24 protein-coding genes are annotated in these 26,189 nt (G+C 38.4%); 13 read left to right on the forward strand and 11 right to left on the reverse strand.

The genetic code is table 11. From position 1 onward, the window contains the following. Positions 1–173: 173 nt before the first annotated feature. The 4 genes from dnaA to gyrB are packed head-to-tail and all read left to right on the forward strand — an operon-like array spanning position 174 to position 6,217. Positions 174–1,574 carry a chromosomal replication initiator protein DnaA gene (gene dnaA / locus DK866_RS16870; protein WP_109409834.1) on the forward strand — a complete coding sequence of 467 codons (1,401 nt, stop codon included), beginning with the start codon at positions 174–176 and terminating at the stop codon, positions 1,572–1,574. Between the two features lie 4 nt (positions 1,575–1,578). After that, a complete protein-coding gene (gene dnaN / locus DK866_RS16875) occupies positions 1,579–2,682 on the forward strand; it encodes a DNA polymerase III subunit beta (protein ID WP_109409835.1) in 1,104 nt (367 codons plus the stop codon). Positions 2,683–2,693: 11 nt separating this feature from the next. Next, the gene (gene recF / locus DK866_RS16880; RefSeq protein WP_109409836.1) at positions 2,694–3,782 is read left to right on the forward strand and encodes a DNA replication/repair protein RecF; all 1,089 of its coding nucleotides are present in this window, start codon (positions 2,694–2,696) and stop codon (positions 3,780–3,782) included. A 20-nt stretch (positions 3,783–3,802) separates the two neighbouring features. Further along, positions 3,803–6,217, forward strand: coding sequence for a DNA topoisomerase (ATP-hydrolyzing) subunit B (gene gyrB / locus DK866_RS16885; protein ID WP_109409837.1), 2,415 nt, complete (start codon positions 3,803–3,805; stop codon positions 6,215–6,217). 73 nt (positions 6,218–6,290) lie between these two features. Here gyrB and pepT read toward each other — a convergent pair whose 3' ends face one another. The 3 genes from pepT to asd form a co-directional block, all read right to left on the reverse strand. After that, entirely contained in the window at positions 6,291–7,526 is a 1,236-nt protein-coding gene (gene pepT / locus DK866_RS16890) for a peptidase T (RefSeq protein WP_109409838.1), read from the reverse strand. Positions 7,527–7,567: 41 nt separating this feature from the next. Next, positions 7,568–9,115: an AbgT family transporter gene (locus DK866_RS16895; RefSeq protein ID WP_109409839.1), complete on the reverse strand. Its 1,548-nt coding sequence runs from the start codon at positions 9,113–9,115 to the stop codon at positions 7,568–7,570. Positions 9,116–9,554: 439 nt separating this feature from the next. Next, positions 9,555–10,661, reverse strand: coding sequence for an aspartate-semialdehyde dehydrogenase (gene asd, locus DK866_RS16900; RefSeq protein ID WP_109409840.1), 1,107 nt, complete (start codon positions 10,659–10,661; stop codon positions 9,555–9,557). Positions 10,662–11,134: 473 nt separating this feature from the next. On the opposite strand from asd, the gene DK866_RS16905 reads away from it, so the two are divergent. After that, the gene (locus DK866_RS16905; RefSeq protein WP_109409841.1) at positions 11,135–11,704 is read left to right on the forward strand and encodes a class I SAM-dependent methyltransferase; all 570 of its coding nucleotides are present in this window, start codon (positions 11,135–11,137) and stop codon (positions 11,702–11,704) included. Positions 11,705–11,759: 55 nt separating this feature from the next. Here the strand turns inward: DK866_RS16905 and DK866_RS16910 are convergent, their stop codons facing one another. Next, positions 11,760–13,247, reverse strand: a complete 1,488-nt coding sequence (locus DK866_RS16910) for a PLP-dependent aminotransferase family protein (RefSeq protein WP_109409842.1) — start codon at positions 13,245–13,247, stop codon at positions 11,760–11,762. Positions 13,248–13,374: 127 nt separating this feature from the next. On the opposite strand from DK866_RS16910, the gene DK866_RS16915 reads away from it, so the two are divergent. Further along, entirely contained in the window at positions 13,375–13,833 is a 459-nt protein-coding gene (locus DK866_RS16915; protein ID WP_109409873.1) for a GNAT family N-acetyltransferase, read from the forward strand. 90 nt (positions 13,834–13,923) lie between these two features. Here DK866_RS16915 and DK866_RS16920 read toward each other — a convergent pair whose 3' ends face one another. Continuing rightward, positions 13,924–14,661, reverse strand: a complete 738-nt coding sequence (locus DK866_RS16920) for a tetratricopeptide repeat protein (RefSeq protein ID WP_109409843.1) — start codon at positions 14,659–14,661, stop codon at positions 13,924–13,926. 105 nt (positions 14,662–14,766) lie between these two features. Between DK866_RS16920 and murQ the strand changes: the two genes are divergently transcribed. Then, a complete protein-coding gene (gene murQ / locus DK866_RS16925; protein ID WP_109409844.1) occupies positions 14,767–15,666 on the forward strand; it encodes an N-acetylmuramic acid 6-phosphate etherase in 900 nt (299 codons plus the stop codon). Between the two features lie 188 nt (positions 15,667–15,854). On the opposite strand, the gene DK866_RS16930 is transcribed toward murQ, so the two are convergent. The 3 genes from DK866_RS16930 to DK866_RS16940 all read right to left on the reverse strand — a co-directional run bounded on the left by DK866_RS16930 (position 15,855) and on the right by DK866_RS16940 (position 18,916). Continuing rightward, a complete protein-coding gene (locus DK866_RS16930) occupies positions 15,855–16,043 on the reverse strand; it encodes a hypothetical protein (RefSeq protein ID WP_109409845.1) in 189 nt (62 codons plus the stop codon). After that, complete coding sequence (locus DK866_RS16935) at positions 16,034–17,581, reverse strand: anti-phage dCTP deaminase (protein WP_109409846.1); 1,548 nt, start codon at positions 17,579–17,581, stop codon at positions 16,034–16,036. The genes DK866_RS16930 and DK866_RS16935 overlap by 10 nt, the downstream gene beginning before the upstream one ends. Before the next feature lie 471 nt (positions 17,582–18,052). Next, complete coding sequence (locus DK866_RS16940) at positions 18,053–18,916, reverse strand: YicC/YloC family endoribonuclease (protein WP_109409847.1); 864 nt, start codon at positions 18,914–18,916, stop codon at positions 18,053–18,055. A gap of 125 nt (positions 18,917–19,041) precedes the next feature. Between DK866_RS16940 and rph the strand changes: the two genes are divergently transcribed. Both rph and pyrE read left to right on the forward strand, forming a co-directional pair. After that, entirely contained in the window at positions 19,042–19,758 is a 717-nt protein-coding gene (rph, locus tag DK866_RS16945; RefSeq protein ID WP_069366895.1) for a ribonuclease PH, read from the forward strand. A gap of 80 nt (positions 19,759–19,838) precedes the next feature. After that, a complete protein-coding gene (pyrE, locus tag DK866_RS16950) occupies positions 19,839–20,483 on the forward strand; it encodes an orotate phosphoribosyltransferase (RefSeq protein WP_109409848.1) in 645 nt (214 codons plus the stop codon). 307 nt (positions 20,484–20,790) lie between these two features. On the opposite strand, the gene slmA is transcribed toward pyrE, so the two are convergent. The 3 genes from slmA to coaBC all read right to left on the reverse strand — a co-directional run bounded on the left by slmA (position 20,791) and on the right by coaBC (position 23,160). Further along, positions 20,791–21,393: a nucleoid occlusion factor SlmA gene (gene slmA, locus DK866_RS16955; protein ID WP_072070467.1), complete on the reverse strand. Its 603-nt coding sequence runs from the start codon at positions 21,391–21,393 to the stop codon at positions 20,791–20,793. Between the two features lie 113 nt (positions 21,394–21,506). After that, positions 21,507–21,965: a dUTP diphosphatase gene (gene dut, locus DK866_RS16960; protein ID WP_109409849.1), complete on the reverse strand. Its 459-nt coding sequence runs from the start codon at positions 21,963–21,965 to the stop codon at positions 21,507–21,509. Further along, the gene (gene coaBC / locus DK866_RS16965) at positions 21,949–23,160 is read right to left on the reverse strand and encodes a bifunctional phosphopantothenoylcysteine decarboxylase/phosphopantothenate--cysteine ligase CoaBC (protein WP_109409850.1); all 1,212 of its coding nucleotides are present in this window, start codon (positions 23,158–23,160) and stop codon (positions 21,949–21,951) included. The genes dut and coaBC overlap by 17 nt, the downstream gene beginning before the upstream one ends. 296 nt (positions 23,161–23,456) lie before the next feature. Between coaBC and radC the strand changes: the two genes are divergently transcribed. The 4 genes from radC (at position 23,457) to DK866_RS16990 (ending at position 26,068) form a co-directional block, all read left to right on the forward strand. Continuing rightward, on the forward strand, positions 23,457–24,128 hold the full coding sequence (gene radC, locus DK866_RS16970) for a RadC family protein (protein ID WP_109409851.1): 672 nt from the start codon (positions 23,457–23,459) through the stop codon (positions 24,126–24,128). 247 nt (positions 24,129–24,375) lie between these two features. Then, positions 24,376–24,612, forward strand: a complete 237-nt coding sequence (gene rpmB, locus DK866_RS16980) for a 50S ribosomal protein L28 (protein WP_036914542.1) — start codon at positions 24,376–24,378, stop codon at positions 24,610–24,612. A gap of 11 nt (positions 24,613–24,623) precedes the next feature. After that, complete coding sequence (gene rpmG, locus DK866_RS16985) at positions 24,624–24,791, forward strand: 50S ribosomal protein L33 (protein ID WP_006534250.1); 168 nt, start codon at positions 24,624–24,626, stop codon at positions 24,789–24,791. Between the two features lie 149 nt (positions 24,792–24,940). Beyond that, a complete protein-coding gene (locus DK866_RS16990) occupies positions 24,941–26,068 on the forward strand; it encodes a glycosyltransferase family 4 protein (protein ID WP_109409852.1) in 1,128 nt (375 codons plus the stop codon). The last annotated feature ends 121 nt before the right edge of the window (positions 26,069–26,189 follow it).

The raw sequence follows: 26,189 nt of genomic DNA on the forward strand, positions 1-26,189 counted from the left end.
CGATCGTGAATCACGATGTAAATAAATCGTTGTCACCAAGAGTTGTTCCTTATTAAGAATTGAAGAGGAACGATGTTGTGCACTTTGTGTTTAAGCACGCTGTGTTTAGCTACATTGTACAACTGCATTTTTCCTGTTTATTTTTTAGTCTTGTTTTTTTAGGGGAGTCCGCCGTGTCACTTTCGCTTTGGCAGCATTGTCTTGCCCGATTGCAGGATGAGTTACCTGCCACTGAATTTAGTATGTGGATACGTCCCTTGCAGGCAGAATTAAGCGATAATACGCTGGCGCTGTATGCACCTAATCGTTTTGTTTTAGATTGGGTAAGAGAAAAATATATTAATAATATCAACGCATTATTAGTGGATTTTTGTGGCTCTGAAGTCCCTTCTTTGCGTTTTGAAGTGGGTAATAAACCTGCATCGACACGTACACCGGAAAGTGTTCCTAAAGCTGTCGTACATCCGACAGTAAATACGGCACCTACGTATAGTCAGCCCGTTCGCCCTAGCTGGGATAATCAACCCGCGTCTCAACTGCCTGAGCTGAATTATCGCTCTAACGTTAACCCAAAACATAAGTTTGATAACTTTGTTGAAGGTAAGTCTAACCAGTTAGCGAGAGCTGCCGCAAGACAAGTTGCTGATAATCCAGGTGGTGCTTATAACCCACTCTTTTTATATGGCGGAACAGGGCTAGGTAAAACGCACTTGTTACACGCAGTGGGTAACAGCATTATGGAACGTAAAGCGAATGCAAAAGTCGTTTATATGCATTCTGAACGTTTCGTACAAGATATGGTAAAAGCGTTACAAAATAATGCGATAGAAGACTTTAAACGCTATTACCGTTCTGTGGATGCACTATTAATTGATGATATTCAATTTTTTGCCAATAAAGAGCGTTCACAAGAAGAATTTTTTCATACCTTTAACGCATTGTTAGAGGGTAATCAGCAAATTATTTTAACCTCAGACCGTTATCCTAAAGAGATTAATGGTGTTGAAGATAGATTAAAATCACGCTTTGGTTGGGGATTAACGGTGGCGATTGAACCACCAGAACTTGAAACCCGAGTAGCGATTTTGATGAAAAAAGCGGATGAAAATCAAATTCAGTTACCTGACGAAGTGGCCTTTTTTATTGCTAAAAGACTTCGTTCTAACGTCCGTGAGCTTGAAGGTGCATTAAACCGAGTGATTGCTAACGCGAATTTTACAGGTCGTGCGATTACTATCGACTTTGTACGTGAAGCATTACGTGATTTACTCGCTCTACAAGAAAAATTAGTCACTATCGATAATATTCAAAAAACAGTTGCTGAATATTATAAAATTAAAGTGGCCGATTTACTGTCGAAGCGGAGATCCCGATCGGTTGCCCGTCCGAGGCAAATGGCAATGGCGCTGGCAAAGGAACTCACAAACCACAGCTTGCCTGAAATCGGGGATGCCTTTGGTGGCCGTGATCATACAACTGTTCTTCATGCTTGTCGTAAAATAGAGCAATTGCGTGAAGAAAGTCACGATATCAAAGAAGATTTTTCTAACTTAATCAGAACATTATCATCCTAGCGCTATGAAATTTATCATTGAACGTGAACAGCTTCTTAAGCCGCTACAACAAGTGAGTGGCCCTTTGGGTGGTCGTCCTACCTTACCTATTTTAGGTAACTTATTGCTTAAGGTGACTGAAAACACCTTATCACTAACAGGAACTGACCTTGAAATGGAGATGGTGGCGAGAGTTAACCTCAGCCAGTCTCATGAAATTGGCGCCACAACTGTTCCTGCGCGTAAGTTTTTTGATATTTGGCGTGGGTTACCTGAAGGTGCAGAAATTAGTGTTGAGCTTGATGGTGATCGCCTTTTAGTGCGCTCAGGTCGTAGCCGTTTTTCATTATCAACCTTACCAGCATCTGATTTTCCTAATTTAGATGATTGGCAAAGCGATGTTGAATTTACCTTGCCTCAAGCAACATTAAAACGCCTCATTGAATCCACTCAGTTTTCAATGGCACATCAAGATGTGCGTTATTACCTCAATGGTATGTTGTTTGAAACTGAAAACACAGAATTACGCACAGTTGCAACAGATGGGCACCGTTTAGCCGTATGTTCGATGGATATCGGGCAATCTTTACCGGGTCACTCGGTTATTGTTCCTCGTAAAGGTGTTATTGAATTAATGCGTCTACTGGATGGTGGTGGTGAAAGTTCACTGCAACTGCAAATCGGTAGCAACAATATACGGGCGCATGTCGGTGATTTTATTTTTACCTCGAAGTTGGTTGATGGTCGTTTCCCTGACTATCGTCGCGTATTACCGAAAAACCCAACCAAAACAGTAATTGCAGGTTGTGATATTCTTAAGCAGGCATTTTCTCGTGCTGCGATTTTATCGAATGAGAAATTCCGAGGTGTGCGTATTAACCTCACGAGTGGCCAATTAAAAATCACAGCCAACAACCCTGAGCAAGAAGAAGCAGAAGAAATTGTTGATGTTCAGTATCAAGGTGAAGAAATGGAAATTGGCTTTAATGTCAGCTATCTCCTTGATGTATTGAATACCTTGAAATGTGAAGAAGTTAAGCTGTTACTAACTGATGCCGTTTCAAGTGTTCAAGTTGAAAATGTGGCAAGTTCTGCGGCTGCTTATGTTGTTATGCCAATGCGTTTATAATAGTCACTAACATGATTTTATCCCGTTTATTGATCCGCCATTTTAGAAATATCGAACAGGCGGATCTGCCATTAGCGGATGGCTTTAATTTTCTTGTTGGACCAAACGGGAGTGGTAAAACAAGTATACTTGAAGCGATTTACACCTTAGGACATGGACGAGCATTTCGTAGTTCTCAAGCAAATCGCGTGATCCAACATGATGAAAATGAATTTATTCTTCATGGGCGTTTAAGTGGGCTTAATGGAGAGAGCCGTGGCTATGCGATTGGATTGAGTAAAGATCGCGAAGGTAATAGCACGGTACGCATTGACGGAAGCGATGGTCATAAAATTGCAGAATTAGCCAAATTATTACCCATGCAATTAATTACACCTGAAGGTTTTACTTTGCTGAATGGTGGGCCTAAATATCGTCGCGCGTTTATCGATTGGGGTTGTTTTCATAATGAACCTCGATTTTTCGCTGCATGGTCGGATTTAAAACGTGTTTTAAAGCAACGTAATGCGGCACTAAGGCAAGCAACGTCTTATCGACAGCTGATGCCTTGGGATAAAGAACTTATCTTATTAACGCAACAGATAAGTGAATGGCGAGCTCAATATACCGAAGATATCGCTAAAGATATTGAAGAAACGTGTCGTCTGTTTTTACCTGAATTTTCGCTGAAAGTCAGTTTTCAGCGGGGCTGGGATAAAGAAACTGATTATGGTGAGTTGCTAGCACGTCAATTTGAACGTGATAAAATGTTAGCCTATACCTCACTTGGTGCTCATAAGGCAGATCTACGCATTAGAGCAAACGGCACGCCAGTAGAAGATATGTTGTCACGAGGTCAGCTCAAGCTATTGATGTGTGCTTTGAGACTGGCACAAGGTGAATATTTCACTCGTAAGAATGGGCAAAGATGCCTGTATCTGCTCGATGATTTTGCTTCCGAATTAGATGCAAGTCGGCGTCAGTTGTTAGCCGAGCGTCTAAAATCTACGCAAGCTCAGGTGTTTGTCAGTGCGATAACACAAGGGCAAGTGAAAGATATGCTAGATGTAAATAGCAGGCTATTTAGCGTAGAACGTGGCAAAATAGAGGTTAAACCATAGGAATAAAGCGAGAAACGTTGATGTCGAATACATATGACTCCTCAAGTATCAAAGTATTAAAAGGGCTGGATGCGGTGCGTAAGCGCCCGGGGATGTATATCGGGGATACAGATGATGGAACCGGTCTGCATCACATGGTCTTCGAGGTGGTCGACAACGCAATCGACGAAGCCCTCGCGGGTTTCTGTGATGAGATTATTGTCACTATCCATTCAGATAACTCCGTCTCTGTTCGAGATGATGGTCGTGGAATTCCAACCGGCATTCACCAAGAAGAGGGTGTTTCAGCAGCAGAAGTTATTATGACAGTTCTGCATGCTGGGGGTAAATTCGATGATAACTCCTATAAAGTCTCTGGTGGACTTCATGGTGTAGGGGTTTCTGTTGTTAATGCGTTGTCTGAAAAACTCGAACTGACTATTCATCGCGATGGAAAAATCCATCAGCAAATTTATCGTCATGGTGTACCTGATGATCGCTTAAAAGTGATTGGCGATACCGAAAAATCAGGAACATTTGTTCGCTTCTGGCCAAGTCTTGAAACCTTTAAAGGTGAGACTGAATTCCAGTATGAAATTTTAGCAAAACGTCTTCGTGAATTGTCATTCTTAAACTCAGGCGTTTCTATCCGTTTAATTGATAAACGTGATAACCGTGAAGATCATTTCCACTATGAAGGCGGTATTAAAGCATTCGTTGAATACTTAAGCCGTAATAAAACGCCAATTCACCAAAATGTATTCTATTTCTCTACTGAAAAAGATGGTATTGGTGTTGAAGTTGCGATGCTGTGGAATGATGGCTTCCAAGAGAATGTTTATTGCTTTACCAACAATATTCCACAACGTGATGGTGGTACACACTTAGTTGGTTTCCGTACTGCAATGACACGTACGTTAAACAACTATATGGATAAAGAAGGCTTTAATAAGAAATCGAAAATCAGTGCAACGGGTGATGATGCTCGTGAAGGTCTGATCGCGGTTATCTCTGTTAAAGTACCTGATCCTAAATTCTCATCACAAACAAAAGATAAGCTGGTTTCTTCTGAAGTTAAAACAGCAGTAGAAACGCTGATGAATGAGAAGCTGGTGGAATACCTGTTAGAAAATCCAAATGACGCCAAAATCGTTGTTGGAAAAATTATTGATGCTGCTCGTGCTCGTGAAGCTGCGCGTAAAGCGCGCGAGATGACTCGTCGTAAAGGTGCTTTAGATTTAGGTGGCTTGCCGGGCAAATTAGCAGACTGTTCTGAACGTGATCCTGCTTTCTCTGAACTGTATTTAGTGGAAGGGGACTCTGCGGGCGGTTCTGCAAAACAAGGGCGTAACCGTAAAACGCAGGCTATTTTGCCGTTAAAAGGTAAAATCCTAAACGTTGAGAAAGCGCGTTTTGATAAAATGCTGGCGTCTCAAGAAGTAGCAACATTAATCACAGCATTAGGTTGTGGTATCGGTCGCGATGAATATAACCCAGATAAACTGCGTTATCACAGCATTATCATCATGACGGATGCCGACGTCGATGGTTCTCACATTCGTACTCTGCTACTGACATTCTTCTATCGTCAAATGCCAGAAATTATCGAGCGTGGTCATATCTTTATTGCTCAACCACCACTTTACAAAGTGAAGAAAGGGAAGCAAGAGCAATACATCAAAGATGATGACGCGATGGACGAATACCTGATGTCTATAGCGCTTGATGGTGCAGCACTTTATATCAGTGAACATGCGCCAGCAATGCACGGTGAGCAACTTGAAAAACTGGTTGTTGATTACCATGCTGCACATAAAATTATTCGTCGTATGGAGCGTATTTATCCACTGAGTATGTTAAATAGCTTGGTGTATCACTCAACGCTCACAGAAGATGCGTTATCTGATAAAGCTAAAGTCGAAGAGTGGATGAGTGGCTTGGTTAACCGTCTAAATGAAGCGGAAGATCAAGGCAGTACTTATAGCTATACTATTGTTCAAAATGATGAAAATCGTCTATTCGAACCTGTATTACGTATTCGTACCTACGGTGTGGATACAAACTACAAATTGGATTATGACTTTATCCACAGTAGCGAATATCAACGTATTACCCATTTAGGTGACATTATTGGTAACCTAATTGAAGAGGGTGCGTTTATTGAGCGTGGAGAGCGTCGTCAGGTGATTTCAAGCTTTGAAGAAGCACTTGAGTGGCTAACGAAAGAATCTCGTCGTGGCCTTGCTGTACAGCGTTATAAAGGTCTTGGGGAAATGAACCCAGAACAATTATGGGAAACCACCATGAACCCAGATACACGCCGTATGATGCAAGTGACCGTTAAAGATGCGATTGCAACGGATGAGCTATTTACTACGTTAATGGGCGATGCGGTTGAACCTCGCCGTGCCTTTATCGAAGAGAATGCGCTGAAAGCCGCAAATATTGATATCTAGTTTAGATTAAGTTAGATAAAAAAGCGGGGCCATGAAAATGGTTCCGCTTTTTTGTTAACGTCAAAAATTACATTTACCCGCGTTGCCCAACCAAACGGCACAGCATTTCTGTCACTAAATAGCTTTTCTCAAATGAGCTCACAGGTAAAAACTCAAAACGAGAATGGAAGTTTAATGCGCCTGTAAAATAGTTAGGTGTGAGCAATCCTCTTGCTGAAAGCGCAGAGCCATCTGTACCTCCTCGCATTGGGATCACGTTAGGTTGAATATCTAATTGTTTTAATGCTTCAAAAATAAGTTCAATCGCGGTGCGATCTTCCCCAATCGAATCACTGATATTGCTATACACATCGACAATCTCATAGTCGATTTGTGCACGAGGGTGGCGAGCGCGTATTAATTCAACAGATTGTGCTATGTATTGCTTACGTGCTTCATAGCTTTTCTTATCAAAATCACGAATAGCCATTTTAATCACGGCATTATCAGGGTTAGCGATCAAATCAGTGACATAGAAATAACCTTCGCGGTGTTCGGTGTGCTCTGGCGTATCAAAGCGATCAAAGCAGCCAATAAAATCATGAGCAACACGAATTGGGTTTAATAATACGTTTTTTGCGGACATTGGGTGTGCAGTAATACCTTTCACCGACACATTAATGGATGCTGCATTGAAGGTTTCATACACCACTTCTCCTAATGCACAGCAATCAATGGTGTAAGCAAAATCAACGTTGAAGCGAGATAAATCCATCAGTTTAGAACCGCGTAATCCAATCTCTTCATCTGGTACAAACGCAACATAGATATCGCCACAATCAAAATCAGCATGCTGAAGTTTATCCATTAACTCCATAACCACGGTGATAGCTGCTTTATTATCAGCACCTAATACGCTTGTACCATCACTAAAGATAATTTCTTCACCAATATAAGGCTCGGCTTCAGGGTGCTCTTGCGTTTTAAACCAAATATCTTGCTCTTTATTTAAGCAGAGATCTTTTCCTTCATAACGCAATGTTTGAGGGTGAATGTCTGGCGAAAGACCCACATCAACAGTATCAAGATGAGCAACAAAACCAACTTTAGGGGCATTGGGTTTAGTGCCTGGTCTCATTGCATATAAAATAGCGTGAGAATCAATATAGATATCTTTCAAACCATAAGCTTCTAGCTCTTTAGCCAGTAACTTTGCTAATTCAAGTTGCCCTTGTGTACTGGGTACCACAGAAGCTGATGCATCACTTTGGCTTTCAATTGCCAGATAACGGAAAAAACGCTGTTCTAATTTTTGACCTAAGGTATTCATTATAATCTTTATCCTAATACAGTTGCTTTTATCAGTGTGAGTTATGATGCTGGTTGCCATGTATATCCGCTATCAAAGCCAAGAGGAATATCAAGCCCCCAAAAGATAAATAGCGTGGTGGTTAATACAATAAGCAAGCCAATAGTGAAAGGGATCATCATTGAGCATAATGTACCGATACCCGCCCCTTTATAGTATTTTTGGCAATACATCAAAATCAGTGGATAGAATGGGAACATGGGGGTACTCACATTCATTGCGGAATCACTGACACGAAACGCTGCTTGTGTTAATTCAGGTGAAATCCCGACAGCCATCAACATTGGCACTAATACTGGGGCAATCACTGCCCATTTTGATGTTGCTGAGGTGATCATGATATTTAAGATCGCGGTTAGCAAAATCACACCTAACACGGTCATACCTGAAGGCATATTCAGTGTACGCAGTAGCTCGGCACCAGATAACGCTAATAATGTTCCTAAATTTGAGTGTTGGAACGAGTAAAGAAACTGAGCTGCAAAAAAGGCAAAAACGATAAATGGGATCAGCGATTTGGTGATATTTTCCATCGCTTTGACAATATCTTTTGTGGAGGCAAAAGATTTAGTCATATAACCATAGATTAATCCGGGTACAGAAAAAAAGATAAACAGTAAAGGCACCACAATTTGCATAATTGGGGCTTTAGGACTGGTTAAACTGCCTTCTGGTGAACGTAGCGGTGAGGTTTCTGGTAATAGCAGTGCAAATAAACCAGCCCCCATTAGTACAACTGCCCAGCCAGCAAAACGGAATGCTCGTTTTTCTGTCGAGGTGATCTCACCTAACTCTGCATCTTTGGTATCAATACCAGAGGAAACTGGACAATTTTTATTTAACCACGGTTCTACAATTTTTTCAGTGATATACCAACAAGTTAAAATAACGCCAAATGTCCCACCTAGACTAAAAAAGTAATTACATAAAACGTTAACGCTATAACCTGGAGCCATAATTTGCGCAGCTTCTTGTGTAAAGCTTTGCATTATTGGGTCAATAATTGATGGTGTATAGCTTGCTGTAAAACCACCAGCTAAGCCAGCAAATGAGGCGGCGATCCCCGCTAAAGGATGGCGTCCACTAGCATAAAACATCATGGCAGAAACAGGCATTAAAATAACGTAGGCTGAGTCTGAGGCTAAGTGTGCCACAATACCGACAAAAACAACGGTTGGTGTTAGCATTTTCGGAGAAATAAATGAAAGCATCTTTTTAAGGGCGGTTTTAATAAAGCCACTACTTTCTGCGATACCAATTCCTAACGTTGCAACAATCGTTATTCCAAGTGGTGGAAAATTAATGAAATTTTTTACTGCACCTGTAATAAATAATATGATTTCTTCATATTGAAACATATTAATTACGGTGATTTTTTCTTTAGTCACTGGATGGAAATAATCAAAACTAACAAAAGAGAGAAAGAATGAAAATATCCAGCAGATCACTAAGGCATAAACGAACAGCATGGTAACATCAGGCATGACATTACCAATTCGCTCTACTCGGTTTAGAAAACCTTTTTTGTTGGGTTGTGTTTGTGTTGTCATATTTATGATACATCTTTTTATTAAAGTAATAAAAATCACCTTAAATAAATGACAATATAAAGTAAATTTATTTTTAGATAATAAGTAGTTACCGCAATACTCATAATATTAAATTAAAAACAATATTATATTAGCGTTTGTTATATGATAATTTTTATTATCATTACATTTCAGTTGTAAAGAAATGATTTATTGATTTTTACACTTTGTTTTTAATGAAAACAGGCTATTTATTCTGAATTCATTCTATAGATCCTTTAAGTTTATTTTTGAAATAATTTTTAAAAGAGTATTTAGTAAAACAGAATTAAATAAAATATGAAAAATTAAAAAATAGTTATATTTGGAGGGGGATAAGAAATGATTTTTATTATTATTCAAAATAAGAATATCAACCATTTCTTACTTTTTAAAATGGTCGATATTCAAATAATAGGTATTAACGCAGAATATTCAGCATACGGCGTAAAGGCTCTGCAGCACCCCATAACAATTGGTCACCAACAGTAAAGGCTGAAATAAATTCAGGGCCCATATTCAGTTTACGAATACGGCCTACAGGTGTGCTCAATGTACCTGTAACTGCGGCAGGTGTTAACTCTCTAATAGTCAATTCACGATCATTAGGAATGACTTTTACCCAGTCGTTATGGTTGGCAAGTAATTGTTCAATTTCAGCAACAGGTAAATCTTTTTTCAGTTTTAGAGTAAATGCTTGGCTATGGCAGCGTAATGCGCCAATACGAACACAAAGACCATCAACAGGGATAATATTTGAACCTGTGTTTAAAATCTTATTGGTTTCTGCTTGTCCTTTCCACTCTTCACGGCTCTGGCCATTTTCTAATTGTTTATCAATCCAAGGGATCAAGCTACCTGCTAGAGGAACACCAAATTGCTCAGTTGGCATCGTACCACTGCGCGTAAAGTTAGTGACTTTACGTTCAATATCTAAGATGGCGGAAGCTGGGTTTTCAAGCTCTTTTACTACTTGATTATGTAGAGAGCCCATCTGTGACAGTAGCTCTCTCATATGGCGAGCACCAGCCCCAGAAGCTGCTTGGTAGGTGGAGACACTTGCCCATTCCACTAAGTTGTTCGTAAATAAACCCCCTAATGACATCAGCATTAAACTGACCGTACAGTTACCACCAACAAAAGCTTTGATGCCTTTGTTTAAACTGTCTTGAATATGCTGTCCATTAACAGGATCGAGAATAATCACAGCATCATCATTCATACGTAACGCAGATGCGGCATCAATCCAGTAACCTTGCCAACCTGCTTGGCGCAGTTTTGGATAGATTTCATTGGTATAGTCACCACCTTGGCAACTAATAATAATATCGAGTGATGCTAGCGTATCAATATCATAAGCATCTTGCAGAGTGCTACGGTGATTACCATAAGCAGGTGCTGCTTCACCTAATTGAGATGTGGTGAAGAAAACAGGGTTTATCCCATCAAAATCACGTTCTTCAACCATTCTTTGCATTAAAACGGAGCCGACCATACCACGCCAGCCCACAAAACCAACATTTTTCATTGTAATTACCCTGTCTTTGTCTGTAGGAATAGTGAGAGACCTCACACTAACCTGACAAAATATAGAGATAGGTGCAAGTGAATTTATTGATTATTTACCAAAGAATTAGAAGTGTTTCTTATAGTCTTCGTAGAGTTAACAAAAGAAAGCCACAGAACGAACAAATATCAATGAGTTGTTAAAAAAGAAAATAGGTTCGCCATAAAAATGTAAGAATATTCTGTTATATCTTATTTTGTTTTTTGGGATAAACAAAAATATATTCTTGTTTAAGAAAATAGAGTAAAAATAGAAAAATGTAAAATAGTGTAATATATAAGAAAAACGTATTTACTTAGAGGTCACTCCAAGCTTTATACTAAACGCTACTGTTTAATAGATGATGTATTTTCATAAATAAAAAATAATGATGAAGGTTCTTCATTTTATTTGAATTTTATTTTACCGCTTATTAAGTGGTGTTAGGAGGCGAAATGGATATATCAACAGTCATTCCATTATCTACGTACTACTCGTATTTAAAACGGTTTGTGATTTCACCAACCACGATGGGTACTATCGCGCCTTCATCTCGTTGGTTATGTTATGAAATGCTGGATAAACTCAATTGGCAACAGGACATTCAAGTTGCTGAATTAGGTGCTGGCACAGGGGTTATTACCCAACAAATTTTAAAAAGAATGTCGGTGAGTTCCTCATTAGATGTTTTTGAAATAGAACCTAGTTTTGCAACAGAATTAGATAAAATCGATGATAATCGATTAAAGGTTTACACTGCGTCAGCGGAGAAATTAGACAGTCATTATAATATGATTATTTCAGGATTACCTTTTTTATCTATACCAAAGAAAACAGGCTTAAGAATTTTAAAACGAGTGCATAAAGAGTTATTAAAAACACAAGGTTGTTTTGTGTTATTTCAATATACTACTCGATATGAAAAAACGTTATCTCGTTATTTTCATTTAGAAAAGAAATTAGTCATGCTTAATGTTCCTCCTGCTTGGGTTTATTATTGCACGCCTAAAAATAATATAGGGTAAATGCAAGGCTTGCTCGCTTTTTATATTGCAAATAACAAATAAGAATAGATGTTATTTATTTAGATAAAGTTTGAGCAAGCAAGATAATACTCTTTTCAATTTCATTTGGATTATGAGCAGCATATCCTAATAAAACACCTTTCTTTGGATATGTTTGAATACAGTAACGCGCCAAAGGCTGTATGGCTAATCCTATTTCTCGCGCTTTTTTAACGACATATTCTTCTGTATAACCTAGCTTTAGCCAGCAGACAATATGGATACCTGAATCCGTAGGCTCAACATGAAAAACATGAGATAAATGTGTTTTTATAGCGTTAGTTAACACTTGATAGCGTTCATAGCAGGCTTTTCTTATTCTTCTTACATGGCGGGCGTAATGCCCTTGAGACATAAATAGCGCTAATGTTGCTTGTTCTAGAAAACCTGAATGTGAATCGGTGTAGTATTTAGCGACTTTAAAGGCTTCGATTAAGGTTTGAGGTACGACTAAAAAACCTAAACGAAATCCGGGATACATCATTTTTGAAAATGTTCCAGCATAGATAACTCGCTGATATTTATCTAACCCTTGTAGGGATTGGATAGGTTTAGTGTGATAGCGAAACTCACTGTTATAGTCATCTTCAAAGATCCACACATTATTGGATGATGCCCACTCTAATAATGCAATACGACGTGAAAGTGAAAGTGTATTGCCTAAGGGAAATTGATGGGAAGGTGTGGTAAAAACAAGTTTTGCTTCAGGGCACTGCGCTATTCCTTGAGAAATATCCATTCCATCAATATCTGAACTTATTGGATGTGGTTTTATACCATAAGAAGTGAAGATACCCCGTGCACTGTCATAACCAGGATCATCTAGCCAAACGGTATCTCCCTCTTGTAATAGTACTCTAGTGGTGAGATTTATCGCTTGCTGCGTACCATTTACAATAATGATTTGCTCAGGCTGACAAGAGAGCCCTCGAGTTGATTGAACATATTGGCATATCATCTCTTTTAAAGGAGTGTAGCCTGTTGGCGAATTAAATGTTGCGAGTACTTTTTTCGATTGTCGCCAAACTCGCCCTAATAATCTTCCCCAAAGTTCATGAGGAAAAAGATCCGCACAGCCAACGCCAACATGAAATGTAGGACTGCTATTGATATTGGGTTGTGACTGTTGCCAAAAAGCGTGTGCTTTTTGCATATTGGGATTGAGCGTTTCTAATGGGTTTTTGATGTGTGATGAAGAAATAGAGTGGATGGTTTTGGCCCACTGATCTGAAATAATGGCATCTGGGATTGTATTTGCAACAAAAGTTCCTGCACCACGACGAGTAAATAAATAACCTTCATCAATTAAACGTTCAAAGCCTGCAATAACAGAGTTACGAGAAATCGACATCATTTCAGCTAATGTGCGACTTGAAGGTAGACGGCTACCTGATGTTAAGCGCCCATCTAAAATCGCCTTTCTAATCGCGTGATAAACCTGAGAGCCAATAGGCCCTTCTTCTAAAACAAGATTAGGAAAATAAGCTGTTTTTTTCTGTTTCATAAAGTGGACCCTATAAAAACACAAAAAGTGTACCTTATTGAGAACCAAAATTAAACGTACCATAACCACGATTAAAGGTAGGTGATACTTTTTTATAGCATTGATGAAAGTAAAAGGAAGTGAAGAGATGAGCACAACACCAATAACTGTTTCAATCCAGTTTGTTGAGCAAGAACATTATGCTCAATGGTTGCCACATTGGTTAAGTTATCAAGCATTTTATAAAGTTGAGTTATCAGAAGAGATAACATTAAAAACATGGGCACGTTTTTTTGATGAAAAAGAACCTGTTTATTGTGCCGTAGCAATGGAAGGTGAAAAGGTATTGGGTTTTGTTCACTATCTTTTTCATCGTTCAACATGGGCTGAAAGTGATTTTTGTTATTTAGAAGATTTATTTGTTTCACCAGATACGCGAGGTCGCCATGTAGGTAAGCAACTTATTGAGTTTGTTCATCAACAAGCAAAACAGCGTGATTGTGCTCGTCTATATTGGCATACACAGGAAACTAATTTACGTGGTCAGCGCTTATATAATTGGGTAGCAGAAAAACCGGGTGTGATTGAATACCGTATGGCGCTATAAAAGAATGTTAGATAGGACAGACAGGGTATAAAAGAGATGGTGATATTTACCATCTCTTTTCTGAGTTAGGGTTATTTATTTGATTTTGGGTTAATTAAATTCTTGTTGGCAATAAAACTCATTGCCAACTTTTTTTGCTTCTTCACAAGCCTGTTTCATTAATTCATCTGCTTTTTGCTTGTTAGGCTCAATAATATGATATTGGCCAGAGAACATAAAAGAAGCCATTGCTTGAGCGAATCCTTCAAAAGTCATTTCATTAGCTTTTGCAAACCACATATTCGCTTTTTCAGTATCTACAGGCACATTGCCAACCCCACTATAAAGAACACCTAACCAAATTGGAGCGTAAACAAGCTCTGGTTGATGAATCGCTGCGACTTCTTCTAATAATACAATCGCTTTTTGGTGATCTGTTTCTCCAGATAATGGTGCAATGAGCGCTGTTGCTAAACTTATTTTTCCTCTTATGCTTCCTTTATTTACTGCGAGAGTAGCTAATTTTTTTGCTTCGATATAATTATTTTTAAAATAAGGGTCGGCATTAAATAAGTAAATATCAGCAAGTAGTGCGTAGGCATCGGCATGATCATTTTTTATTGCTTCATTTGCCCACAATTGTGCATTAAGAAGGTTTTTTTCTATACCGGTTCCCATCGAATACATTTCAGCTAATTGATATTGAGCTTGTGCATTATGGTTTAGTGCTTCTTTGCGAGTATCTTCAAATTTTCTTTTATCTTGCTCTTCAAAATTAGCATGTAAAGAAAACGAGCAAACAAGAGTAAGTAGGCTGATAAGAGTCGAAATATATTTAATAAATGTCATGTAGAGTACCGTTTGTAATGATTTTGAAAATCTTACCAATAATAATGGTATAAAAGCAGTTAATTTCTTCGACTTAATCATATGAATAATATTGGGAGAGCCAAAATGGCTATTGATCTTAGCAATCTAGTGACTGAAAGTAGGAATCATGACAGTGAGAATATCGATACGCTTTCAACGTTGGATATGCTAAGTGTCATTAATAATGAAGATAAAAAAGTACCATTCGCAATAGAAAAAGTGCTACCTGAAATTGCACAACTGGTTGATAAAGTTGCTGTTGCATTTACACAGGGTGGACGCCTTATTTATTGTGGTGCGGGTACTTCAGGGCGATTAGGGATTTTAGATGCCAGTGAATGCCCGCCAACCTACGGTACTCCTCATGAAATGGTGGTTGGTTTAATTGCGGGTGGGCATAAAGCGATTTTACAAGCTGTCGAGAATGCAGAAGATAATGCGCAATTGGGTGAAGAGGATTTACGCCAACTTAATTTTAATGAGCAAGATATCTTAGTGGGTATTGCGGCAAGTGGTAGAACGCCTTATGTGATGGGCGCTTTACAGTATGCAAAATCACTCAGGGCGATAACGGGAGCGATTAGTTGTAATCCTGAAAGCCCGATTGCCAAACTTGCTGATATTGCTATTACACCAGTTGTGGGTGCTGAAGTGATAACCGGATCATCACGTATGAAAGCGGGTACAGCACAAAAACTTATCTTAAATATGATAACCACAGGTGCGATGATAAAGATTGGCAAGGTATTTGGTAATTTAATGGTGGATGTTGAAGCGACCAATGCCAAATTGGTTGAACGCCAAATTCGTATTGTGATGCAAGCAACCGAGTGTGAAAGAGCTATCGCTGAAGAAGCGTTATCACAATGTCATCGTCATTGTAAAACGGCAATTTTAATGATCCTAGCAAATGTAGATGCACAGCAAGCCACACAGATGCTTAATCAAAACAAAGGATTTATTAGAAAGGCATTGGGTGAGTGATTTTCATTTATTAAATAGAGAGTTAAATTTTATTCTTGATTAAAGCCAGCAAATACAAGGTATCTACTGGCTTAATGGTGGGCTGTAAACAGCTAAGAAATCTTACTAATTATTTTTCAATGTGTTATATGGAATGTGTTTTTTAAGCTCTCTTTTCTCCAGAATCCGAAAACTGTTAAAAGTCACATTTAGGATATTGAGGTTCGTTTTAGTACAAAACAGGCATTATTATCTTTGGTATATGTGTTTGTATTTTTTCTATTTTCTTGAAACTGAGTAGCATCTGAGCCTGATTGTTTCCATGTTGGCCAGTCAGACACAGTTTTACTTGCTTCAGTGAGGTATTCGAATAAATCTGGCTGATTATCTATTGACATTTTAATTTCTCCGTAACGATTTTGTTTAAACTGTCTGCTGCTTTGAGTTCTTTTTCAATATAAGAAGAAGGTAGCATTTGTATGCGGAGTCTACCATTTTTTCTTTCCCACCTTACAGCTGTTCCATCACTCTCTTTTCTTATTACTTTATAACCAGTTCCTAAATTTATTGAAAAAAGATTGAAAAAACATCTTGGTCCAACACCAACAAAAGGTTCAAATATAACTTTTGTTGAGTTCTCGGTATTTTTACTATTTTCCGAGGACTCAATAGAGTCTTTATGAAATAATAAAGCTTTACTTTTAGGATAAGGTTCTATATAGAAAACTTTCTCAATGCCACTTGCAACGATGTGTTTTGCACAATTATGACAAGGGAATGTTGTACAGTAAAGTGTTGTTTTATATGTATTTATCTCACTTCTTGCACACGATAATATGGCTTCCATTTCAGCATGTACTACTCTACCATATTCGGTGATATCTTTTATTTTACTATTCTGTAGAGTTTTAAGTACTAGATCTGATATTTTTTCTTTATGTTTTTTAAATATTTTATCGTTTGTTTTATCGATCTGTTCAGATAGTTTATTTATTATATCTGCAATAATGTTTTTTTTCTCATCCGCATTAGAATCATACCCTATAGTATAATCCCTCCCACCATCAATATCTTGTATTTTATCATTAATGATTTCAGGCCAATATAAACCTCCACCAAAAGAAGGTATATCGTTAGCACCGGTGGTTAATATCATTTTATTTTTTGTTAAAACGGCTCCAACTTGACGAGAGAGATCAGCAGATCTTAATGATGCAGAATAAGCCATCGACATTGCGTATTCATCAAAGGTTGGGCTTATATTAGGTTTTCCAAAAATCAAGTCAAAAAAACGCCAAAGGTGGTTGGTCACTCTATCGTAATTATTTCCATGATTAATAAAAAAATCGGCAAGTTCATATGTGTCTCTAGTATGTTGTCCCCATTTATCACCCTCATGTGCATCTCTTTTGATCAACTCATTAGCTTCTTTTTCAGAAACAGATTTATGGTTAATAAGAAAATCTCTTCTTCTATCTTCATCAGAGTAAACTCCAATTAAATAAAATCCATTAGTATATATATCTCTTAATAAGTTAACCTCATCAGGATGTTTTAATGAATGAATAATATAAGCTTTTCTAGGCTTTGGTTTTGGAAGTCCTGATATTTCTTTTTCTCGATTACTACTGATTATGGCTGATGCTGCCATGGAAAGAATGGCATTATTTTTACTTTTTTCTCTAAGTTCATTTCCAGCAGTCATTAAATTATTTATATTTTTATAGTTTTCATCACATTTTTTTGTCGAATTTAATTTATTTATTATGTCTGAAGATATCCTTATTTCCATGACATCATAAGAGTATGTTAAAAACATCTCTTTAATAGAATTCTTTATTTGATCAAGGTTTGTGCCAATAGCTCCAACCAAACCAATAATAACCTCTGGATCATTATCCTGACCTTTGATTAACTCCGCACTTTTTATTTCCATTTTAATTATTACCTTAAATTTTTGATACTATTTTATGATTTTTTTATCTCTTTATGAAGATAAAAAAATAAAATATGTTTAATGTGTCACATGGAAATTTAATAATATTGATTATGTTAAATTGATCTAGTTAATTATTTTAAAATAAAAATATTATTATAGTATCCTACTGGCTTCTAAATATATAATCTAATAAAGACATTTAATGTTATAATTATATTAATTAGTTATTTATAAAAAAATAAATTGAAAATATCTCATGAATAAAGCATGTATCTATAATGTAAGTTATTATTTTTTTTATTAAATAAATTTATTATATTTTCCTAATCTCTATTATCCTTGATTTAATTTTTTATTCATAAGATTATGTGCAATTGTGACTCACTCTGCAATCCTCTGATAACAAAAAAGCCAGCAAATACAAGGTATCTACTGGCTTAATGATGGGCTGTAAACAGCTAAGAAATCTTACTCAATATTTTGGATCTGCTCGCGCATTTGTTCAATTAAAACTTTTAATTCAATGGCTGAGTTGGTGACTTCTGTATTAATTGATTTTGAGGCTAACGTATTAGATTCACGGTTAAATTCTTGCATCATAAAATCAAGACGACGGCCTACCGCTTCCTTTTTCACAAGAATTTTGCGTGTTTCTTTAACGTGGGCTTCTAATCTATCAAGCTCTTCAGCAACATCTAAACGTTGCGCTAACATCACTAACTCTTGCTCTAAACGATTATTATCAATTTGAACTTGAGCTTCTTCTAATTTGCTGGTTAAGCGCTCACGTTGCCAAAGTAAGATTTCTGGCATTTGGGCTTTCACTTTCACCACTTCTGCGCTAACTGCATCTAAGCGTTGCTCGATAAGTTCCTTGAGTGATTGGCCTTCGGCTTCACGACTAGCAATAAATGCGTCAATTGCTAAATCTAATTCAGCTAAAAGCTCAGTACCAATGGCATCTAAATCTTGCTCTTGTGCTGAGATAACACCCGGCCAACGTAAAATATCAAATGGGCTGATAGTGCCTTCATGGCTGTGGCTTTTTACCCAGTTGGCAGAAACAATCAGCTGTTTTGCCAAATTTTCATCAAGATTAAGTTCGCCTTGAAAACGAGCGTTAAGATCAAAACGTAAATTACATTCAATTTTACCACGGGTTAAGCGATTACGTAGACGTTCACGAATAACGGGTTCTAAACTACGTAATTGCTCAGGTAAACGAATATAAGTTTCAAGGTAACGTTGGTTTACGGAACGCAGTTCCCATGCAGCGCTACCCCAGTCTTTTTTGATGTCTCGGCGAGCAAAAGCGGTCATGCTACGGATCATAATAGGGTCTCAATAGTGTAAAAGATGATACGATTATAACCCTAGGCATCGATACAGGATAGGCATAAGCCATTTTAGGTCGTATAATGCGCCCCCAATATGTCAGAGAAAGCGGAGATAACACCATGCGTCCAGCAGACAGACAAGCAGACCAAGTACGTCCTATTACCATCACTCGTCATTATACAAAACACGCTGAGGGTTCTGTATTAGTCGAATTTGGTGATACTAAAGTCTTGTGTAACGCCACTGTAGAAGAGGGTGTACCACGTTTTCTTAAAGGACAAGGGCAAGGTTGGGTAACTGCAGAATACGGTATGCTGCCTCGTGCAACAAATAGTCGTAACGCACGTGAAGCGGCTCGTGGTAAACAAACCGGCCGTACTATGGAAATTCAACGCTTAATTGCACGCTCATTACGTGCCGCTGTTGATTTAAAAGCATTAGGTGAATTCACTATCACTGTTGATTGTGACGTTATTCAAGCTGATGGTGGTACACGTACTGCCTCTATCTCCGGTGCTTGCGTCGCATTAGTTGATGCTTTAAATAAAATGGTTGAAGAAGGGAAACTGAAAAAGAGCCCTCTTAAATCAATGGTCGCTGCTGTATCTGTGGGGATTGTTGATGGTGAACCATTATGCGATCTTGAATATGTTGAAGATTCTGCAGCAGAAACGGATATGAATGTGGTGATGATTGATGATGGTCGTATGATTGAAGTTCAAGGTACGGCAGAAGGCGCCCCATTTAGCCATGAAGAATTACTTGCTTTACTCGCCCTAGCGAAGGGGGGATTAGAGAAGATATTTGAAGCGCAAAAAGAGGCGCTTAAGCAATAGATTTTATATTTAAGGCGACTGAGAAGTCGCCTTTTTTATGCCTAAAATTTGTCATCAAGTAACGTAGAGAGGAGAAAAAAATGAAAGCCTACCAACGCCGCTTTATCGAACTAGCATTAGCAAAAAATGTGCTGAAATTTGGTGAGTTCACACTAAAATCAGGACGAGTGAGTCCTTACTTTTTTAATGCCGGTTTATTTAATACAGGGCGTGATTTGGCTTTACTGGGGCAATTCTATGCGCAAACATTATTAGATAATAATGTGCCTTGTGACGTGTTGTTTGGGCCTGCTTATAAAGGTATCCCCATTGCAACTACAACGGCAGTCGCATTAGTTGAACATCATGATATTGATATTCCTTATTGCTTTAATCGTAAGGAAGCGAAAGATCATGGTGAAGGGGGAACATTAGTAGGAAGTCCTTTGAAAGGTAATGTTGTGATTGTCGATGATGTCATTACAGCAGGTACTGCAATTCGTGAATCAATGGAAATTATTAAACAGCATGATGCAACGCTTTCTGCTGTGTTATTAAGTTTGGATAGACAAGAGAAAGGGCGAGAAGAACTTTCTGCAATACAAGAGTTAAAACGTGACTATCAATGCCAAGTGTATTCGATTATTACTCTAGATGATTTAATTAACTACCTAAGTGAGAGTGAAACGTTATCTGAGCATTTACCTGCAGTTAAAGCTTATCGTGAGCGCTATGGCGTTAATTAATAAAGTTAAAATACGATAAATAAATGGTTGATTATAGGTAAAAAAAAGCCCTCGCCCAATAATGGGCGGGGTGAGTAGTACAATGAATCTTCTGTGATAATTACCACAGATATTGAAATATAAAAAGAACTTTTACAGCAGGGGCAAAGCGATTCGCTAATGCCACAATGTAGGAATTGCACAAATGCCATTCCTGATAAATACATTGAGGTACTTATGTACCAGAGGACGCATGTTAACACAAATAAGAAAAAAACGGCATATATGTCAATTTCAAATTCTTGAGTTAAATCACGAGTCCATCATTTCATTGTAATTGTGCCAATATTAATGGCCAGCGAGCTTCAAATTCTTGGGTCGGTTGATAACGAAATTCAGTACGCACAAAACGCGCTAACATGCCTTCACAAAAAGCGAGTAGTTGTGAGGCAAGTAAGGCTTCATCATGTAAGAATGCACTACCTTCACGAATTTTTCGCTCTTTGATAACTTGTCGAAGCTGAACTTCAATACGCTCATAAAGTTGATTTATGCGGCCTTGTAATCTGTCTTGCTCAAACATCAAAGCATGACCCGTTAAAATACGGGATAGCCCTGGATTTTTTTCAGCAAAACCGAGGATCAAGATGAGAATTAAGCGAATTCTGGCTATTGTTTCTTTTTCATCTTTTAAGATCAAATTAATACGAGAAACTAAGCTGTCTTCGATAAATTCAATCAAACTATCAAACATTTTTGTCTTACTTGGGAAATGTCGATAGAGTGCCGCTTCAGATACACCGACAGTTGCAGCTAGTTTTGCCGTTGTAATGCGTTGGCTACCATCACTTGACTCTAACATTTGAGCAAGTGATTGTAAGATTTCATCCCGTCTATTTCTTTTCTTTTTGGTTTCTTTTTCTTCTGCCATGACTGATAAGGCCCCTGCTAAAAGCAAAACAAATCAGTAAACCTTTGCACTCAAAATGTTAAGTGCAAAGGGAGTGATATCGTCATTGATATAATTAATGCAAGACGTCGTTATTATTGGCGGCCGGAGTGACCAAAGCCGCCGCTACCACGTTCCGTTGCGGTAAAATCTTCAACAATATTAAATTCAGCTTGAACGACAGGTACGATAACCATCTGAGCAATACGCTCGCCTGGTTCGATGGTGAACGCCTTCTGCCCACGATTCCAAACTGACACCATTAATTGACCTTGGTAGTCAGAATCAATCAGTCCAACTAAGTTACCTAATACAACACCGTGTTTATGGCCCAAGCCTGAACGAGGAAGCACCATTGCTGCTAAACCTTCATCGGCAATATGTACAGCGAGACCTGTCGGTAATAATTCAGTTTGCCCTGGTTCAAGTACCAATGGTGCATCAAGGCAAGCACGTAAATCTAAACCAGCAGAGCCTGTTGTGGCATAAGCAGGAAGTGGATATTCTTGACCAATACGAGCATCAAGAATTTTAACATCAATTTTTTTCATCATAGTGTTTGGCTATCTCGTCAAGTAGGCGATGGCTAAGTTGTGCTTTACTACTGTGTGGTAAACGCGTTTCTCCATTAGCCCAAATAAGGTGTAATGCATTGTTGTCACTGTTAAAGCCTTGATTTTCTAATGAAACATCATTGGCACAGATTAAATCGAGCTGTTTCTGTTCTCGTTTTTTGCGGGCATATTCTTCCACATTCTGGGTTTCGGCTGCAAATCCAACAACAAAAGGACGGTGCTCAATCATTTTTCCGACACTGGCGACAATATCGGGGTTTTTTACCATAGTGATGGTGACTTCATCACCTTGTTTTTTAATTTTTTCAGTCGCAATAAGTTTAGCGCGATAATCTGCAACGGCTGCACAACCAATAAAAATATCTTGTGAAGGCGCCAGCATCATCACTTGTTCATACATGTCTTGTGCGCTTTCAACGTCGATACGTTTAACACAAGCGGGTGTCGGTAATGTGACAGGGCCTGCGATAAGTGTGACATCAGCTCCACGTAGTGCGGCTGCTTGTGCAATTGCAAAACCCATTTTTCCAGAGCTATGGTTGCTGATAAAACGTACCGGATCTAGCGCTTCACGAGTAGGCCCTGCGGTGATTGTAATTTTTTTACCCGCCAAATCTTGTTGCTGTAAAGTAAGTTGTTTTTCAGCTAATGCGACGAGCTCTAAAGGATCGAGCATTCGTCCCGGCCCTACATCACCACAAGCTTGACTACCAGAGTCAGGCCCCCAAATTAAACAGCCACGTTGCTCTAAAGCGGATAAATTTTCTTGTGTAATTGTGGCTCTGTACATTTGCTGGTTCATTGCTGGAGCAATGGCAATCGGTGCGTTACTCGCTAAACAGAGTGTGGTGAGTAAGTCATTTGCCATACCCACTCGTAAACGTGCAATAAGATCGGCAGTAGCGGGTGCAAGTAGAATTAAATCAGCCCATTTGCCTAATTCAATATGCCCCATAGCGGCTTCTGCTGCAGGATCAAGTAAGTCATCTGCTACAGGGAAGCCAGAAACGGCTTGTAATGATAATGGTGTGACAAAAGCATGTGCCGCGGGTGTCATTACAACACGGACAATAGCACCTTTATCACGTAAACGGCGGACAAGTTCAGGTGCTTTATAGGCCGCAATACCACCACTAATACCAAGAATAATCTTTTTGTTGTGAAGTGTAGTCATGATGAAATGCCTAAGTACATAAATAATTGTCCGCAATTTTACCACAAGGTATCCGTGAATTCGGAATTCTATGTAACTTCATGTTTTATTGATTAAATTTTTGTGGGTCATCTCGCACAATTTTGATATGTGTCTTTTTCATACAATATAAGCAGTTTATAGTGAATTGACTGTATAAAACAACAGTTGTTTTATGATTGGCATTTTATGATGTGCAATGAAAAAACAATAATGCAATTAATGTAAATAAAATCAATTACTAACCCTAAAACCTTTACTTAATAAGGAGCCCAAGGATGGAAAATCAATCGGTTAGTGCGCTTTTACCCAGAGAAAAATTATTACTTTATGGCGTGGGGTCCCTTTCGGATATTGAGTTACTTGCGCTTTTTTTACGTACAGGAACATATGAAAAATCAGTACTAGAGTTGTCCGCCTTTTTACTCAAAGAGTGTGGTTCTCTTTATCATGTTATTAACGCTGATTATGAAACGTTAGGGCGCTTTAAAGGTGTAGGGATCGGTAAATTTACCCAGCTACAGGCGATTAATGAGATGGCTCAACGCTTTTCAACAATGCAGTTTATGTATAAAAATGTGCTTTCTTCTTCAGAAGATACAAAGCATTACTTACAAAAATTACTTCATTGGCGAGATCGAGAAGTATTTGTCGTGTTATTTCTTGATAATCAAAACCAATTGATTGCTTTTGATGAAATGTTTAAAGGTACAATTAATCGAGTAGAAGTTCATCCCAGAGAAATTGTTCGTCAATCAATAAAAAAGAATGCAACATCCATCATTCTTGCTCATAATCACCCTTCTGGTATTTGCGAACCAAGTCTCGCAGATAAAGAAATAACTGAAAAAATTTTTACGGCTTGCCAGTTAGTTGGTGTAAAAGTACTCGATCACCTTGTAATAGGGCATGATAACTGTGTTTCTTTTGCCGAACGTGGTTGGTTGTAGCAAATATTTTTGTAATTATTGTCAATCTTTATTTGTACGGGTCTTGAGCGTTGAGGCCATTGGGCGTATACTACGCCACCTTTGAGGATCTTGGGTTTGGCGAGAAGAGCCTATCTCAGCAAGTTTTTTCTGAGGTGTTAACACAGTTTTTCAATCGTTAAAAGTTGCTGAGATGGGCTCCAAAGCCTGACGAGGCGGTCAAACCTGATACTAAAGCTCGAGCTGATTAGATTTTTGGAGAATAGACATGTCCCGAGTCTGCCAAGTTACCGGCAAGCGTCCTGTGAGTGGAAACAACCGCTCTCACGCATTAAACGCGACTAAACGCCGTTTTCTGCCAAACCTGCACTCTCACCGTTTCTGGGTTGAGTCTGAGAAACGTTTCGTAACTCTGCGTGTATCTGCTAAAGGTATGCGTGTGATTGATAAGAAAGGCATCGAATCTGTATTAGCAGATTTACGTGCCCGTGGTGAGAAGTTCTAAGGAGCTGAAAAATGGCTAAAGGTATTCGCGAGAAAATTAAACTCGTCTCTTCTGCTGGTACAGGTCACTTCTATACCACTACGAAGAACAAACGCACTATGCCAGAAAAACTGGAAATGAAAAAATTCGATCCAGTTGTTCGTCAACATGTGCTTTATAAAGAAGCTAAAATTAAATAATTTTAGTTTTCTTAAAAAACCCGACCTTTGTGTCGGGTTTTTTGTTATCTGGGGTTTGCTAAGTATAACAAAGTAAAGCTATTGTGATCTTCCCTCGCTCTTTAGTTATACTGTGGCTCTTTTTGAATCATCAGGTGAATGGATTGCAGATGAGTAAGTCAGTGTTATCAATATTACATACAGAATCATCTTGTGGGTGGGGTGGTCAGGAAATTCGTATACTGACAGAAGCTCAAGGCATGATCCGTAGAGGGCATAAAGTTGCACTGGTGTGCTGCCCAACATCTAAAATTGCTAAAGCAGCACCTGATTATGGCATTGATGTTTTTACATTACCTATTGAAAAAAAACGTCTCTCTGCATTAAAAGCACTTCGTCAGTGGCTGAAATTACATCATCAACAATTTGATGTTATTAATACTCACAGTTCTACCGATGCATGGCTAGTGGCTGTTTCTTGTGCCACATTACGCCATTCACCCGTTGTTGTCCGTACGCGACATGTTTCTACTGATGTTTCTCGTTCACTACCTACTCGCTGGCTCTATCTTTCATCTAGTGCTCACATTGTGACAACAGGTGAGAAATTACGTCATACACTGCATCAACATAATCGATTTCCGTTAGAAAAAATGACATCAGTACCTACTGGTATTGATTTGCAACGTTTTTTTCCACAGGATAAACAGCATGCCAGAGCGAAAATTGGTATCCCTAATAAACCAACATTAGGGATAGTGGCGACTATGCGAGTGTGGAAAGGGCATAAATATTTAGTTGAAGCATGGAAATCATTACATCAGCAGTTTCCCGATTGGCAATTAATTTTTGTCGGGGATGGACCTCAGCGTAAAAATTTAGAGCCAATGGTTGAAAATGCGGGATTAGCGCAAAGTATTTTCTTTTTAGGTAATCGTAATGATGTGCCTGATTGTTTAAATGCAATGGATCTCTTTGCATTACCTTCTTTTGGTAATGAAGGTGTACCTCAAGGCATTATGCAAGCAATGGCTTGTGGTTTACCTGTTGTTTCTACAACGGTGGGAGCTATTAGCGAAGCTGTTATTGATGGTAAAACGGGTTTTACATTGGCGCCGCAAGAACAAGAAGCACTAACAAGCCATTTAGCTAAATTAATGGGCTCAGAACAATTGCGTGAACAGATGGGAAAAGCCGCGCTTGAACATGCTGTTTCACGATTTGGCTTGGATAATATGCTAGATAAGATGGAAAGGATCTTTATTCAGGCAATTAACGATAAAAATAAATCAGTATGATTAATATTGATAATAAAGTCGTGAAACGATTATCTCTACTCATCATATTTTAAGTTGTCGTATGGTTGACTACATTTATTCGTGCTAGGTACACCTTGAATGACTTAGAGTTTCGATTATC

The sequence above is a fragment of the Proteus genomosp. 4 str. ATCC 51469 genome (genome assembly GCF_003144375.1).
Taxonomy (GTDB): domain Bacteria; phylum Pseudomonadota; class Gammaproteobacteria; order Enterobacterales; family Enterobacteriaceae; genus Proteus.